This window comes from Pseudomonas sp. PDM13 (genome assembly GCF_025685765.1).
In the GTDB taxonomy this organism is placed as follows: domain Bacteria; phylum Pseudomonadota; class Gammaproteobacteria; order Pseudomonadales; family Pseudomonadaceae; genus Metapseudomonas; species Metapseudomonas solani.
This window is the reverse complement of sequence record NZ_JAOTQU010000007.1, coordinates 1-14,833: the sequence shown is the minus strand read 5'-3', so window position 1 is coordinate 14,833 and position 14,833 is coordinate 1. Positions and strand designations below refer to the sequence as shown.

Annotated in this window: 16 protein-coding genes; 9 read left to right on the top strand and 7 right to left on the bottom strand. The window is 67.5% G+C overall.

What is annotated here, in order from left to right; all coding sequences use genetic code 11:
- Positions 1 to 25 precede the first annotated feature (25 nt).
- The 5 genes from OEJ36_RS09485 (at position 26) to OEJ36_RS09465 (ending at position 5,945) form a co-directional block, all read left to right on the top strand.
- Positions 26 to 1,060 (top strand): AraC family transcriptional regulator, encoded by a 1,035-nt coding sequence (locus tag OEJ36_RS09485; RefSeq protein WP_263401306.1) that lies wholly within the window; start codon positions 26 to 28, stop codon positions 1,058 to 1,060.
- A gap of 117 nt (positions 1,061 to 1,177) precedes the next feature.
- Positions 1,178 to 2,815: an AMP-binding protein gene (locus OEJ36_RS09480; protein ID WP_263401305.1), complete on the top strand. Its 1,638-nt coding sequence runs from the start codon at positions 1,178 to 1,180 to the stop codon at positions 2,813 to 2,815.
- Between the two features lie 19 nt (positions 2,816 to 2,834).
- Positions 2,835 to 3,602: a 3-hydroxyacyl-CoA dehydrogenase gene (locus OEJ36_RS09475; RefSeq protein WP_263401304.1), complete on the top strand. Its 768-nt coding sequence runs from the start codon at positions 2,835 to 2,837 to the stop codon at positions 3,600 to 3,602.
- A gap of 10 nt (positions 3,603 to 3,612) precedes the next feature.
- Complete coding sequence (locus OEJ36_RS09470; RefSeq protein WP_263401303.1) at positions 3,613 to 4,806, top strand: acetyl-CoA C-acyltransferase; 1,194 nt, start codon at positions 3,613 to 3,615, stop codon at positions 4,804 to 4,806.
- A gap of 11 nt (positions 4,807 to 4,817) precedes the next feature.
- Positions 4,818 to 5,945: an acyl-CoA dehydrogenase family protein gene (locus tag OEJ36_RS09465; protein ID WP_263401302.1), complete on the top strand. Its 1,128-nt coding sequence runs from the start codon at positions 4,818 to 4,820 to the stop codon at positions 5,943 to 5,945.
- A 206-nt stretch (positions 5,946 to 6,151) separates the two neighbouring features.
- Here OEJ36_RS09465 and OEJ36_RS09460 read toward each other — a convergent pair whose 3' ends face one another.
- From OEJ36_RS09460 to OEJ36_RS09430, 7 genes are all read right to left on the bottom strand, one after another.
- Positions 6,152 to 6,613, bottom strand: coding sequence for a hypothetical protein (locus tag OEJ36_RS09460; RefSeq protein ID WP_263401301.1), 462 nt, complete (start codon positions 6,611 to 6,613; stop codon positions 6,152 to 6,154).
- A 263-nt stretch (positions 6,614 to 6,876) separates the two neighbouring features.
- Positions 6,877 to 7,992 (bottom strand): response regulator, encoded by a 1,116-nt coding sequence (locus tag OEJ36_RS09455; RefSeq protein ID WP_263401300.1) that lies wholly within the window; start codon positions 7,990 to 7,992, stop codon positions 6,877 to 6,879.
- Positions 7,982 to 9,739, bottom strand: a complete 1,758-nt coding sequence (locus tag OEJ36_RS09450; protein WP_263401299.1) for an ATP-binding protein — start codon at positions 9,737 to 9,739, stop codon at positions 7,982 to 7,984. The genes OEJ36_RS09455 and OEJ36_RS09450 overlap by 11 nt, the downstream gene beginning before the upstream one ends.
- The gene (locus OEJ36_RS09445) at positions 9,732 to 10,715 is read right to left on the bottom strand and encodes an ATP-binding protein (protein ID WP_263401298.1); all 984 of its coding nucleotides are present in this window, start codon (positions 10,713 to 10,715) and stop codon (positions 9,732 to 9,734) included. The genes OEJ36_RS09450 and OEJ36_RS09445 overlap by 8 nt, the downstream gene beginning before the upstream one ends.
- Positions 10,706 to 11,104 carry an anti-sigma regulatory factor gene (locus OEJ36_RS09440; RefSeq protein ID WP_263401297.1) on the bottom strand — a complete coding sequence of 133 codons (399 nt, stop codon included), beginning with the start codon at positions 11,102 to 11,104 and terminating at the stop codon, positions 10,706 to 10,708. Before OEJ36_RS09440 ends, OEJ36_RS09445 begins: the two co-directional genes overlap by 10 nt.
- On the bottom strand, positions 11,064 to 11,489 hold the full coding sequence (locus OEJ36_RS09435; RefSeq protein ID WP_263401296.1) for an STAS domain-containing protein: 426 nt from the start codon (positions 11,487 to 11,489) through the stop codon (positions 11,064 to 11,066). The genes OEJ36_RS09440 and OEJ36_RS09435 overlap by 41 nt, the downstream gene beginning before the upstream one ends.
- Positions 11,490 to 11,501: 12 nt before the next feature.
- Positions 11,502 to 12,335 (bottom strand): STAS domain-containing protein, encoded by an 834-nt coding sequence (locus tag OEJ36_RS09430; protein WP_263401295.1) that lies wholly within the window; start codon positions 12,333 to 12,335, stop codon positions 11,502 to 11,504.
- 340 nt (positions 12,336 to 12,675) lie between these two features.
- On the opposite strand from OEJ36_RS09430, the gene OEJ36_RS09425 reads away from it, so the two are divergent.
- The 4 genes from OEJ36_RS09425 (at position 12,676) to OEJ36_RS09410 (ending at position 14,564) form a co-directional block, all read left to right on the top strand.
- Entirely contained in the window at positions 12,676 to 12,999 is a 324-nt protein-coding gene (locus OEJ36_RS09425; protein WP_263401294.1) for a hypothetical protein, read from the top strand.
- 95 nt (positions 13,000 to 13,094) lie between these two features.
- Positions 13,095 to 13,673, top strand: a complete 579-nt coding sequence (locus OEJ36_RS09420) for a cupin domain-containing protein (RefSeq protein ID WP_263401293.1) — start codon at positions 13,095 to 13,097, stop codon at positions 13,671 to 13,673.
- Between the two features lie 77 nt (positions 13,674 to 13,750).
- Positions 13,751 to 14,086: a DUF2388 domain-containing protein gene (locus tag OEJ36_RS09415; RefSeq protein WP_263401292.1), complete on the top strand. Its 336-nt coding sequence runs from the start codon at positions 13,751 to 13,753 to the stop codon at positions 14,084 to 14,086.
- Between the two features lie 115 nt (positions 14,087 to 14,201).
- The gene (locus OEJ36_RS09410; protein ID WP_263401291.1) at positions 14,202 to 14,564 is read left to right on the top strand and encodes a hypothetical protein; all 363 of its coding nucleotides are present in this window, start codon (positions 14,202 to 14,204) and stop codon (positions 14,562 to 14,564) included.
- The last annotated feature ends 269 nt before the right edge of the window (positions 14,565 to 14,833 follow it).

The following is a 14,833-nucleotide window of genomic DNA, read 5'->3' as shown; positions in this document are numbered from 1 at the left end:
TCCCCACTGCACGCGCCAGGGAACCATGACCGGCACCCTCACCGAAAAAGGCACCATTTCCGTCCAGCTGGTCCGCGAGGCCCTGCAGGAGCTGCGTGCCCGTGGCCTCGATGCGCAGCCCCTGCTGCTGCACGCCGAGATCGCCGCCGAGGCGCTGGAGCGGCCCTATGGGCGGGTCTCCACGCAGCAATACGCGCGGCTCTGGCTGGGCCTGGCGCAGCGGATGGACGATGAGTTCTTCGGCATGAACCCGCGGCGGATGAAGTCCGGCAGCTTCGCCTTCATGGCCCGCGCGGCCTTGAAGGAGGCCAGCCTGGGGGATGCGCTGGAGGGCATCCTCGGCTTCCTCGGCCTGGTGTTCGATGGCCTGTCGCCGCGCCTGGTGCGCCAGGGCGGCATGGCGGAGATCGTGCTGGAGGAGGCGCCGGGCGAGTCCCAGCGCGCCTTCGCCTATTTCACCCTGTGGATGATCGTCCACGGCCTGGCCTGCTGGCTGGCCGGGCGGCGCATCCCCATCCTCGCCATCGACCTGTGCTGCGCGGCGCCGGACTACATCGAGGACTACCGGGTGATGTTCAGCGACAACCTGCGCTTCGGCCGGCCGCGCACGCGCCTGCTGTTCAATGCCGACTGCCTGGAATTGCCGGTGCGCCGTGGCGAGCGCGAGCTCAAGCGCTTCCTCGGCGGTGCGCCGGCCAACATCCTGGTGCGTTACCGCGACCCGCAAAGCCTGGCGGCGCGCATCCGTGCCTACCTGCGCAGCCTGCGCCCCGAGCGCTGGCCGGACCTAGAGGCGCTCTCCAGCCACTTCTACATGGCGCCTTCGACCCTGCGTCGCAAGCTGGCCCTGGAAGACCAGTCCTACCAGGCACTCAAGGACCAGGTGCGCCGCGACCTGGCCATCGCCCGCCTGGACAGCGGCGAGGGCAATTTCGCCGAACTGGCCTTCGAACTGGGCTTCGCCGACGCCAGCGCCTTCTACAAGGCCTTCCGCAAATGGACCGGCACCACGCCCGGCCAGTACCGCGAGCTGATGCAACCGAGCCCGTCGCCGGGCTAGCTGGCCACTGGCCGTTGTCAAAAGCGCTCGCCCAGGTTGGCGCCATTCGACATTGCCCCTGGGCAACGTCGGTCCGAAGATTCCGCTCACTACAAGAACAATGCGGAGTCACCGTCCATGCGCGACTACCACGAGGCTGCACGCCGATTCGACTTTGCCGACGCCTTCGCCGGCACCCTGGCGGGCACGCCGGAGGCCCTCAACGCCTGCATCGAATGCTGCGACCGCCACGCCGAACCGGGGCGCGTGGCGCTGGTCTGGGAAGGCCGCGACGGCCGCCGCGAGGACTGGACCTTCGCCCGGCTGAAGGAGGCCAGCGCACGCTTCGCCCATTACCTGCGCGAACAGGGCATCGGCCCGGGGGATTGCGTCTCCGGCCTGCTGCCGCGCACGCCCGAGTTGCTGGTCACCATCCTCGGCACCTGGCGCATCGGCGCCGTCTACCAGCCGCTGTTCACCGCCTTCGGCCCCAAGGCCATCGAGCAACGCCTGCAATGCGGCCAATCGCGCCTGGTGGTGGTGGACGCCGCCAACCGCGCCAAGCTGGATGAAGTGGCCCAGGTGCCGGCGATCCTCACGGTCGGCGCCACCGAGCCGGCTGGCTGCGCCTTCTGGAATGCCCTGGCACAGCACGACGACGATTTCGAACCGGTGCTGCGCCGTGCCGATGACCCCTTCCTGCTGATGTGCACCTCGGGCACCACCGGGCTGCCCAAGGCGCTGCAAGTGCCGCTGCGGGCGATCCTCGCCTTCGTCGGCTACATGCGCGATGCGGTGGGCCTGCGCGAGGACGACCGCTTCTGGAACCTGGCGGACCCGGGCTGGGCCTACGGGCTTTACTACGCAGTGACCGGCCCCCTGGCCCTGGGCCACGCCACGACCTTCTTCGAGGGCGGCTTCAGCGTCGAGAGCACCTGCCGGATCATCCGCGAGCTGGGCATCACCAACCTGGCCGGCTCGCCCACGGCTTTCCGCCTGCTGCTGGCGGCGCGGGAACAGGTGGAGCCTGAGCTCAAGGGCCGGCTGCGCGCGGTGAGCAGCGCCGGCGAGCCGCTGACCCCGGAGGTGATCCGCTGGTTCGGCGAGGGCCTGGGCACCACCATCCACGATCATTACGGCCAGACCGAGCTGGGCATGGTGCTGTGCAACCACCACGAGCTGGCGCACCCGGTGCGCATCGGCGCTGCCGGTTTCGCCGTGCCCGGCCACCGCGTGGTGGTGCTGGACGACGCCCATCGCGAGCTGCCGGCGGGGCAGCCGGGCATCCTTGCCATCGACCGCACCCGCTCGCCGCTGTTCTGGTTCCCCGGCTACCTGGGCGGCACCACCAAGGCTTTCGTCGGCGACTACTACCTCAGCGGCGACACCGTGGAGTTGAGCGCGGACGGCAGCATCGCCTTCGTCGGCCGCTCGGACGATGTGATCACCACCTCCGGCTACCGGGTCGGGCCCTTCGATGTGGAGAGCGCGCTGATCGAGCACCCGGCCGTGGTCGAGGCGGCGGTAATCGGCAAGCCGTGCCCGGAGCGCACCGAGCTGGTCAAGGCCTTCGTCGTGCTCAAGCCTGGCCATGCCGCTGATGCCGGCCTGGCGGAGGCCCTGCAGCAACACGTGCGCAAGCGCCTGTCCGCCCATGCCTACCCCCGCGAGATCGAGTTCGTCGCGGAACTGCCCAAGACACCCAGCGGCAAGATCCAGCGCTTCCTGTTGCGTAACCAGGAAGTCGCCAGCGCCCAGGCGCGTGCCGCCCACTGACCACCAAGGAGCCCTAGACGTGCAGATAGAAAACAGAACCTTCCTGATCACCGGTGGCGGCTCCGGCCTCGGCCTGGCCACCGCCCGCACCCTGCTGCAGCAAGGCGCCCGGGTGCTGCTGGTGGACATCAACGCCGAAGCCGGTGCTGCCCGCGCCGCCGAACTGGGTGACAAGGCCCGCTTCCAGCGCGCCGACATCACCCGGGAAGACGAAGCCCAGGCTGCCGTGGCCGCTGCAATCGAAGCCTTTGGCGCGCTGCACGGGCTGGTCAACTGCGCCGGCATCGCCCCCGCCGAGAAGGTGCTGGGACGCAAGGGCGTGCACGGGCTGGAGAGCTTCCGCCGGGTGGTGGAGGTCAACCTTCTCGGCAGCTTCAACATGCTGCGCCTGGCCGCCGAAGCCATGGCTGGCAACGAGCCGAACGAGGAGGGCGAGCGCGGCGTGCTGATCAACACCGCCTCGGTGGCCGCCTTCGACGGGCAGATGGGCCAGGCCGCGTATTCCGCCTCCAAGGGCGGCGTCGCCGCCATGACCCTGCCGCTGGCACGGGACCTGGCGCGCTCCGGCATCCGCGTGATGTGCATCGCCCCCGGCATCTTCGAGACGCCGATGATGGCCGGCATGCCCCAGGAGGTGCGTGATTCCCTGGCCGCCGACGTGCCGTTCCCGCCGCGCCTGGGGCGCCCGGACGAGTACGCTGCCCTGGCCGCTCACATCATCGGCAACCCCATGCTCAACGGCGAGGTCATCCGCCTGGATGGCGCGCTGCGCATGGCCGCGAAATAAGGAGCCCGTCATGAACGCGAAGATCGACCCCATCGTCATAGTCAGTGCCGCCCGCACGCCCATGGGCGGCTTTCTCGGTGACCTGCGCGAAATGACCGCCGCCGAACTGGGCGCCGCCGCCATCGCCGCCACCCTGGCGCGCGCCGGCCTGGCCGCCGACGCGGTGGACGAGGTGCTGATGGGCTGCGTGCTGCAGGCCGGCCAGGGCCAGGCGCCGGCGCGCCAGGCGGCACTGGGTGCCGGGCTGCCCCAGGGCGTGGTGTGCTCGACGGTGAACAAGATGTGCGGCTCGGGCATGAAGGCGGCGATGCTCGGGCATGACCTGCTGGCGGCCGGCAGCGCCGATGTGGTGATAGCCGGCGGCATGGAGAGCATGTCCAACGCGCCCTACCTGCTGGAGCGCGCGCGTTCCGGCTACCGCATGGGCCATGGCAAGGTGCTCGACCACATGTTCCTCGACGGCCTGGAGGACGCCTACGACAAGGGCCGCCTGATGGGCACCTTCGCCGAGGATTGCGCCCAGTCCTACGGTTTCACCCGCGAGCAGCAGGACGCCTTCGCCATCGAATCCCTCACCCGTGCGCAGAAGGCCTTGACCGAAGGCCGCTTCGCTGCCGAGACGGTGGCGGTGCAGGCACGGGCCGGGCGCGAGCTGCGCAGCATCGAGGCCGACGAGCAGCCGCCCAAGGCGCGGCTGGACAAGATCCCCACCCTCAAGCCGGCGTTCCGCGAGGGCGGCAGCGTCACTGCGGCCAATTCCAGCTCGATTTCCGATGGTGCGGCAGCGCTGCTGCTGATGCGCCTGTCGGAGGCGGAGAAGCGCGGCCTCACGCCCCTGGCGCGGATCGCCGGCCATGCGTCCTTCGCCCAGGCGCCGGGGCTGTTCACCACCGCGCCGGTGGGCTCGATCCAGCGCCTGTTGGCACGCACCGGCTGGAACCTCGGCGATGTGGACCTGTTCGAGATCAACGAGGCCTTCGCCGTGGTGCCCATGGTGGCCATGCGTGATCTGGACATCGACCATGAACGCCTCAACGTGCACGGCGGTGCCTGCGCCCTGGGCCACCCCATTGGCGCATCCGGCGCGCGGGTGCTGGTGACTCTGCTGGGCGCGCTGAGCCAGTACGGCCTCAAGCGTGGCGTTGCCTCGGTGTGCATCGGCGGCGGCGAAGCCACGGCCGTGGCCATCGAGCGCATGGACTGAAGGAGAACCCGATGATCCCGACCGAACAAGACATCCAGATCCGCGACGTCGCCCGCCAGTTCGCCCAGGAGCGGCTCAAGCCCTTCGCCGCCGAGTGGGACCGCGAGCACCGCTTCCCGGCCGAGGCATTGCGCGAGATGGCCCAGCTGGGCTTCCTCGGCATGCTGGTGCCGGAGGAGTGGGGCGGAGCCGCCACCGGGCACCTGGCCTATGCCATGGCCCTGGAGGAGATCGCTGCCGGCGACGGTGCCTGCTCCACCATCATGAGCGTGCACAACTCGGTGGGCTGCATGCCGATCCTCAAGTTCGGCGACGAGGAACAGAAGCGCCGCTTCCTGCGGCCGCTGGCCGAAGGCTCGATGATCGGCGCCTTCGCCCTCACCGAACCCCAGGCCGGCTCCGACGCCAGCGACCTGCGCACCCGCGCGCGCCGCGAGGGCGACCACTACGTGCTGGATGGTGCCAAGCAGTTCATCACCTCGGGCAGCCACGCGGGGATGGTCATCGTCTTCGCGGTGACCGACCCGGCCGCCGGCAAGAAGGGCATCAGCGCCTTCATCGTGCCCACCGACACGCCCGGCTACCAGGTGCTGCGGGTGGAGGAGAAGCTCGGCCAGCACGCCTCCGACACCTGCCAGATCCAGCTCGACGGGGTGCGCATCCCGGCCAGCCTGCGCCTGGGCGGGGAGGGCGAGGGCTACCGCATCGCCCTGTCCAACCTGGAGGGCGGGCGCATCGGCATCGCCGCGCAATCGGTGGGCATGGCCCGCGCGGCCTTCGAAGCGGCGCGCGACTACAGCCACGAGCGCCGCACCTTCGGCAAGCCGATCATCGAGCACCAGGCGGTGGCCTTCCGTCTGGCCGACATGGCCACGCAGATCGCCGTGGCGCGGCAGATGGTGCACCACGCTGCGGCGCTGCGGGAGGCGGGGCTGCCCTGCCTGACCGAAGCATCCATGGCCAAGCTGTTCGCCTCGGAAATGGCCGAGAAGGTCTGCTCGGCGGCGATCCAGACGCTGGGTGGCTACGGCTACCTGAAGGACTTCCCGGTGGAGCGCATCTACCGCGACGTGCGCGTGTGCCAGATCTACGAAGGCACCAGCGACGTACAGCGCATGGTCATCGCGCGGAGCCTGTAAGGGCGGCATGCAGCCGCTGCTCACTCCGGACGTAGGGTGTGCTGCCGCACCCGGAGCTCGCCGGAAGCACCGTGCGGCGGTGCGCACGGTGTTCATCCGTCCTCGGCTTGAATCTTCGCAGGCAGAACTGATGGACCATGTCTTGCTGACGTGGCTTCCCAGGCTCCAATGAAACGGCGGGAGGGAGGCCCGAAGGCCTCCCGGGTTCAGCGGTAGGCGGTGTGCTCTTCCTCGCAATCGTAGGGCGGCTCGCCTCGTCGTTCCTCCGGCTCGGCCAGGCCGGAGCGCCGGAACATCAGGTAGGCGTCCAGCAGCAGGGCTTCCAGGCCGGAGAGCAGTTTCTCCTGGCGCACGGCCCTGTGGCTGTACTCGTTGTAGTCGGACTCGTCGCGGATGCGCTGGATCAGGTGCGTGGCCTGCACCAGGCGGTAGTTGCCCAGCGCGTAGCAGCTGGCGCAGGACGAGTCGGGGCGGACGTCGAGCACGTACTCGGAGAAGTCTTCGAGCCGGGGGAACTGCAAGGGGTCTTCCATCACATGTATCTCCTCACTGTCGTGTGCGCTGGCCGAGGCCTGGGTAGGGGCCTCGAACGGGTCCAGATGCGGGGCGCGGGCGTCGCGCGTGAGTACGTCGAAGTGCGGGCGGGGGAAGTACCTGATGTCAGGCATGGCGCGTGCCCTCGTGTCGGTCGAAACGACGGGAGGCTGCTGCGGGTGGTACAGGGTGCATGGCAAGGTCCTCGGCGACAGATGGATGCCCGGCGTGCCGGGTGAGCGTCGATCATGGCGGGGGCCATGAGCCCAGGACTCTAGCGAGGGGCTTTGTAGGGGCTCAAGAATGATGCGCGGTAGGCGCCGTCTTTCTCGAATGTGAGAAAGCGGGAATGTGCGCGGGAAGCAACGAGGGGGCCGGGCCGGCGCCCCTCGCGGGCTCAGGCAGGGCTGACCAGGGCCGCCGGCAGGCTCAGGCGCACGCGGGCGTAGCCGTCCTGGTTGGCGAAGGAGACGCCGCCGCCATAGCTCTCGCAGAGCGCCTTGACGATGGGCAGGCCCAGGCCCCAGCTCTTGGTTTCGCTCTTGGTGGAAATGAAATACGGGGTGGCGAGGTTGGTCAGCACTTCCTCGGGAAAGGCGCCCAGGTTGCTCACCTCGAGCACCACCTGGTCATTCTCCATGTGCTGCGACACCTCGATGGCCGTTCCCGCATCGCCATGTTTCGCGGCATTGAGCACCAGGTTGTCGAAGATGCGCAGGAAGGCCAGCTTGTCCCAGAACACCAGTTGCCCGGTGCCTTCGACCTGAAGGTTGAGGGTGTTTTCCACCTGCAGCTTGAGGTTGGCCACGGCCTCGTCGAGCAATGGCGAGAGGGGCATCTGCTCGCCGATCAGGCGGATGCCGCCGCCCATGCTGACGTGGGAGATGTCGAGCACGTTGGCGACCATCTTGTCGATGCGCCGGAGGTTGTCCTCCAGCAGGGTGATCATCTCTTCGGTGCGCCGCGCCGGGTTCTTCTGCATCAGCCCTGCCACCATCACGGCGGCGGCCAGGGGCGAGCGCAGGTCGTGGCTGAAGGAGCGCATGAAGCGCTCCAGCATGATCTTCTCCGCCCGCAGATGCTCGCTTTGCGCCTCGGCCACCTCGCGCTGCTTCTCGACGTGTTCGAGCTTGATGTCCGACTTCATCAGGCTGGCGATGGTGGCGAGCATCTCGTCGGGGTTGATCGGGTGGGTCAGGTAGGCGCGGGCACCGGTGTTGAGCCCCATCGCCTTGTCCTTGCCGCTCATGAAGGTGGCGGAGATGTTGATGATCGCCGGCAGCTTGTCGTGGCCGAGCCGCTGCTCGGCCTTCTGGATCAGCTCGAAGCCGCTCATGTCCGGCAGGTTGATGTCGAGGATCACCAGGTCCACGCCGCTTTCCAGGTGCGCAAGGCCGTCGGCGCCGTTGGCGGCTTCGAGCACCTCGTAATGGGGCTCGACGCCGAGGATCTTGCGCAGCACGTAACGGTTGGCATCCATGTCGTCGATGATGAGGATTCGCCTAGTTCGCATCGTGGTATCTCCCTGCCAGGCGCTGCACATGGTGCAGGAGCGTCTCGGCATGGTTGGGATGGGACTTGTTGAGGATCGCCTGGCAGCGGCTGCCGAGGAGGGCGCGTTCGTCGTCATTCATCTGCTTGGCGGTGTTGACCAGCACCCGTGAGTGCATGCTCCAGTCCATGCTTTCCAGCAGGTCCTCGCCGGAAATGTCCGGCAGGTCGAGGTCGAGGATGATGATGTCCGGGCGCACGGCATGCAGCTTGTCGATGCTGGAGCTGGCGTTCTCGGCCTCGATGATCACCGGCTCGTAGGGCTGCAGCAGGTGGCTGATCAGGTAGCGGTCGGCCGGGCTGTCGTCGATGACCAGGATGGTGGTGCCGGCCAGGCTGGCCAGCACCGGCTGGCGCTGGTTGTACTCGCGTGCCACCTGGGCGTGGAAGCGGCTGCCGCGTCCAGGCTCGCTGCTCAGGTGGATGTCGCCCTTGAGCAGGTTGGCCAGGCGCAGCGCCAGGGGCAGGCCCAGGCCGTTGCCGTGGACCTGCATGCCGGGTGCGCGGATGCGGGCGAACTCTTCGAAGATGCGCGACTGGTTCTCCACCGAGATGCCGAGGCCGGTGTCTTCCACGACGAACTCCAGGTTGTGTTCGTCGGGCTGGAAGCAGCGCAGGGTCACGCTGCCCCTGGGGGTGTACTTGAAGGCGTTGCTGATCAGGTTGCGCATGATCTGGAACAGGCGGTTGCGGTCCGTATCCAGGGGCAGGTCGAAGGCGGGCTCGACAATCTCCCAGGTCAGCTCCGGGTAGCGCATGGCCAGGGCACCGGTGAACTGGCGCAACTGGTCGAGGAAGTCGCTCAGCTGGAAGCGCTCGGGCACCACTTCCATGCGCCCGGATTCGGTCTCGGCCAGGTCCAGCAGTTCGTTGACCAGCTGCGACAGGTCACTGGCAGCGTCGGCGATGAAGCGCATCTGCTTGTGCTGCTCGGTGTTGAGGGTGCCGTCCACGCCACTGAGCAACAGCTTGGAGATGTTCTCGATGATGTTGATCGGCGTGCGGAATTCGTGGGTCATGTTGGAGAAGAAGCGGCTGCGCGCCTCGCTGGCATCCTTAAGTTCGGAGGAGGCCTTCTCCAGCTCCGAATAGAGCGCCACCACGCCCTTGTTGGTGTTCTCCAGCTCGAGGTTGGTGGCTTCCAGCTCCTGCTGCTTGCCCTGCAGCTCGGCGGTGGTCAGCAGCAGTTCGGAGCCGCGCACCTGGAGCTCCAGGTAGGGGTCGGCCGCGCCTTCGGCCTGCAGCTGGCGGCGGATCTGCTGGATCGAGGTCTCACTAGGCATCTCGCGGGGTGGGTAAACGGCCTTGCAGGCGCGGATGTGGGTGCCGCGGGGCGAGGTGTCGATCTGGAACTCGTCCATCAACCGCTGGGCCCCGCGCAGGCCGACGCCCATGCCGGTGGGCGAGACATAGCTGCCATCGAGGATGCGGTCGATATGGGCGATACCGCCGCCCTGGTCCAGCGCATCGAAGCAGATGCCCTTGACCAGGCCACGGCTGTCGAGGCGCAGGTCGAAGTTGAACACCCCGCTGCCGGCGTATTGGTAGACGTTGCGTGCCAGTTCGGAAACCGAAGTGGCCAGGCGGATCTGTTCCAGGGGCGACAGGCCCAGCCAGGCGGCGATCTGCTTGGCGCTCTGGCGGCAGCTGACCACGTCCACTTCGTTGATGATGCTGACACTGGTTATGCGGCGTTTGTCGCTAGCCATGCTTCACCACCACCACGGTCGCATCGTCGTTGAGGCGCTTGTGATCGCGGTGGATGAGCGCGGCGATCACCCCCGGGTGACGAACGCGCAGGCCAGGATAGGCGTTGAGGTCGAGTTTGGTGCTGATGCCGTCCGAGGCGAGGATCATGATCGAGCTGTCATCCCAGGGATAACTGAAGGTATGGATACGACCGATGCGGTAGCCGACCGTTCCATTGCTTGATGCCATGCTGCGCGCCTTGTCGGTGAGCAGGCTGCCGGCGATGTTGCCGATGCCGCAGAACTGCACCTGGCGTTGCGCGGGCTGGACCTCGGCGATGGCAGCGGCACCGCCCCGGGTGGACATCAAGGCGCGGTGCAGCTGTTCCATCAGCGCCTGCAGGGGCATGTGCGGGTCGTGGCCGAGAAACACCTCGCGCGCCTTCTGGCTGGCGGCGCTGGCAGCATGGCCATGGCCCAGGCCGTCGCAGACCAGCACGCGATTGCCAAGCACGGCCCAGGCATCGCCGCTGAGGGTCTCGCCGGGGTAGGGCGTGCACACGGCGCCCACCTGCAGGGCGCCAGCGGCCGGGCGCGGTCCCAGGTGGAAGCGGGCCTGCACCACGGTGCCGAGGCCGGGCTGGGAAAACAGGTCGAAGCCATCGGACATGCGCTGGATGGCACCGAGGCCGGCGCCCATGGTGCCGGTGGTGGAGTAGTTGTCGCTCAGGCACTGGGCCACGTTGGTCATGCCGGGGCCCCGGTCTACCGCGGTGACCTCCAGGCCGGCTTCGTCGCAGCGGAACAGCAGCTCGCCCTGGCCGGCATGGTTGATCAGGTTGCGGGCCATTTCCTGCACCACCACGGTGAGGCGGCCGAGCAGGGTTTCATCCCGGGTCAGCTGGCTGGCGTGGCGCACCACGGTGCGGCGCACGGCATCCACATGGGCGCTGTCGGAAACTTCGAGCAGCAGGTGGCAGCTGGGGATCACTTCCATTTCCACAGCTCCACCCGCGTGCCTTCGCCGGGGCGGGTGTCGATGGCGAACTCGTCCACCAGTCGCCGAGCACCGCTGAGGCCCAGGCCGAGCCCGCCGCCGGAGGTGTAGCCATCCACCATGGCGCGATCCAGGTCGGCGATGCCGGGGCCCTGGTCGCTGATGCTCAGGCGCACCGCCGCGCGGCCATCGCGCAGGCAGCTCTCGATCACGCATTCGCCACCGCCCCCATAGATCAGGGCGTTACGTGCGATCTCGCTGGCAGCCGTCACCACCTTGGTCTGGGACACCAGGCCGAGCCTGGCTTCCTCGGCGGCTTTGCGCACGCGTTGGCGGATGACGACGATGTCAGTCTCCTGCTTCAGCGGAAGCGTTTCGGTCTTCGTCACGCTCTTGCTCCAGGATCAGGTCGTCGTGTGCCACGGTTTTTTCCAGCCAGCGCATGCCTTTCTCGACATTCAGCGCGGTGGCGATGCCCTCCAGCGAGAGGCCCAGCTCCACCAGGGTGATGGCCACGGCGGGCTGCATGCCGACGACAATGACCTTGGCGTCGAGGATGCGGGAAACGTTGGCGATGTGGGAAAGCATTCGGCCGATGAAGGAGTCGACAATCTCCAGGGAGGAGATATCGATCAGCACCCCCTTGGCGTTGTGCCGCACGATCTGTTCGGTGAGGTCTTCCTGGAGGTCCAGGGCGAGCTGGTCATGCATGTCCACCTGGATGGTCAGCATGAGGTACTTGCCCATCTTCAGGATCGGGATTCTGTCCACCATGGTGCGTTCCCCTTAGCGGCCGCTGACCAGGCGGACGTTCAGTTCCTTGAGCGCCAGCTGGAAGGCGTCGGCCAGGGATGCCTTGGTCAGCACGTCACCCAGTTCCACGCCGAGGTGGACGATGGTGGCGGCGATCTGCGGGCGGATGCCGCTGATGATGCACTTGGCGCCCATCAGCTTGGCGGCGGTGATGGTCTTGAGCAGGTGCTGGGCGACCATGGTGTCGACGGTGGGCACGCCGGTGATGTCGATGATGGCGATGTCGGATTCGGTCTCGACGATCTTCTGCAGCAGCGCTTCCATCACCACCTGGGTGCGGTTGCTGTCCAGGGAGCCGATCAGCGGGATGGCCAGCACGCCTTTCCACAGCTGCACCACGGGGGTGGATAGTTCCAGCATGCTTTCCTGCTGCTCGCGGATCACCGTTTCACGGCTGGAAACGAAGGCTTGCATGCTGTACAGGCCGAGCTTGTCGAGCAGGCGCGTGGTGGTCCAGACCAGCTCGATGGCGTTCTCCCCGCGATCCTGGATGCGCTGGAACAGCGGTTCCTTCAGGGAGAACACGAAGGTGGCGGTTTCCGACGGGGTGAAGCCCTGGCGGCTCTGGGTCTGGGACAGGCGCTCCAGCAGCGAGCGTACGGGCTTCCAGCTGGCTGCCTGGAGGTCGTCACCGCCTTCGGTGATGGCGGCGATCAGGGCCTTGAGCAGCTCCCGGGAGTTCTCCTGCACGGTGCGGTCATCGATCAGGTCGGTGCGGATGCCAGCGTTGCGCTGGGCGGCCATCCATTCGTCAAGGATGGATTTTTCGTTTTGCTTGAGCAGATCGGCTAGAACGGCGGTGGACATCGGTATCTCCCTGTCGCAATGGCTCGTTTGACGAGCGTGAGGTTTCTCGACCAAAAAAAGTGCCCAACACTAGCAAGGTGCACGGGTAAAAAGAACACGGAACGGCGAAGTTTCTCGGGTGTTGGCGCAATTTTCGCGACACGCCGCCGCCCGCTCTGGCAATAGGATTGCAGCGCGGCGTTTTGGTGCGATGTACAGGTGAATAAATTGCGATGGCTGACTGCCAGCTTAGCGGGAGGCGTGTAATTCGCCCTGGCCTGCGCGTCTCAAAGGTTGAACGAGTGGCGCACGGTGCGGACTCAGTTCGAAAGCCGGAGGAGAACGCCATGCGCCACGTCTGTTGCCACGCCTTTCCAATATCGTCATCGGCTGTAAGGGGAGGCCAGCCATAAGCCGCTCCGACATCGAAATAGAGTGGCCTGGCGTCCTGGGCGACGCTTGCCCGATCTGCGGCAGCCCGGCGCCCGGACTGCTGCTCACCGACGCCTATGCCCACGTCGATTGCCCCGACTGCGGGACCTACCGGATCGACCGGCCCTTCCTGGCCTTCATGTGCGACAACCCCATCGATCTGCCACTGGCACGCCTGCGCTTGGCCGAGCGTCGCGCAATCTTCCGCATCCCTCTGTTGTGCGGCTACGACGATGATCTGAGGCTGGATTGAACGCACCGCCCGGTCGATGCAAGGGAACCCAGGGCGATGACGGGGCTCCCACCCTTTAACACCGATCAGATAACACCGAGTCGGAGGACCGCCAGATGCCAGCCAGCCTGACCCACTTCGCCGCTCGCCCCACACGCCGCCCCCTGATTTCCGCCGCCGTGGGGCCCGCCGAACCCGAACTGCTGTTCTTCGAGGGTGACGGTCGCACTCCCAACAGCCGCTTCCCGGTGCTGCTCTACCGGGGCGTGCTCTGGCGCGAGCCGGACCGCGCCGCCGCCTTCGAGCAGCGCTTTGCCGCCCATCGCTGGTCGCCCCTCTGGCAGGCCGGGGTGTTCGACTACCACCACTACCACGCCAGTGCCCACGAAGCCCTGGGCATTGCCAGCGGCCATGCCCGGCTGATGCTTGGCGGCGAAGCCGGGCGCGAGGTTCGCGTCCGTGCCGGCGACGCTCTGGTGCTGCCGGCCGGTACCGGTCATTGCTGCCTGGAAGCCAGCGGGGATTTCCTCGTGGTGGGCGCCTACCCGCGCGGGCAGGAGGACTATGACATCCAGCGCGCCGGCTCCGACCGCTACCTGGCCTCGGTGCGGCGCATCGCCCAGGTGCCGACCCCGGTGGCCGACCCGCTGACCGGGCGCGACGGCGTGCTGACCCAGGCGTGGCGCGTGGCCTGACGCCGGGCTTGATCGGCCGTTGCCATCGGTGCACCCTCGGCCATCGCCCCTGAGCGCCGCGACCGAGGAAGGACCCCATGCTGACCAGGCCCCTGGCCCTGTTGCCCGTGCTGCTGGCCGCCCAGGTGCAGGCTGCCGAGCCGCCACCGGACGGCAAGCAACCGGCCAACGCCTTCGAGGCGGCGTTCTCCATGACCCTGGTCTCGCCGATGATCAGCATCATCGCCACCACCGACCTCAGCAGTGACGAGAAGCAGCTCAAGCTGAGCCGTGCCCGTGGGGATGCCCTGGCCTTCGTCGCGTCTGCCGGGATCATCCGCGGGCCACACCTGGAGCAGGCCCTGGGGCTGCTGCGCGATGGTTCGGCCACTAGCGACATGGCCTGGGCCCAGGCCATCGCGGCGAGGCCCTGACGCCAACCATCGGTCAGCCTTACACAACCTTTACCCAGCGCCAGTGAGCGGCGATTCCGCGACGTTGTCTGATCCTGTGTCCCGGTCCATTCCTTCACCGGGCGCAGGAGGAGTCATGTTTCGTCGTTTGCCCCAGGTTGCCCTGTTGCTGGGAGCCGCCGCCCTGGCCGGCCAGGCTTCGGCCCACGGGCATGATGCCGGCCCGGCCGTGATCGGGGCGGTCGTGGGGGCCGTTGTCGGCGGTGCCATCGTCGCGTCGCGCCCGGCCCCGGTCTATGTGCAGCCCGCCCCGGTGTACGTGGCACCGCCTCCGGTCGTCTATGCGCCTCCACCGCCGCCGCCCCCGTCGGTCTATTACTACCCGGCACAACCGGTGTACTACCAGCCGGCGGTGGTCGCCCAACCCGTCTACTACGGCCCCGGCCCTTACTACGGCCCGCCGCGTCACTGGCACGGCGGCGGCCCGCGCCGCTGGTGATCGAGGAGGAACGAGGCCCCGCTCAGGCGGGGCCTTTTTGTTCCTGGCCGGCGTGGAGACGGTGATGGGGCGGCGATGCTGCGCATCGCTTGGCGAATGAATTGGCTCTGTCTGCGTTAAGTGTTGCTAGAGGATATGAGCCCAGCTGATTTCCGAGTTTTGCTGGTGCTTTTGGTTTCGCCCCCCCGGGCGAATTCCTTTTGACAGTCGCCTCAAAAGGAACCAAAAGGGCTTGCCCCATCATCCGGCCCGACTGCGTCGGGTTCCCT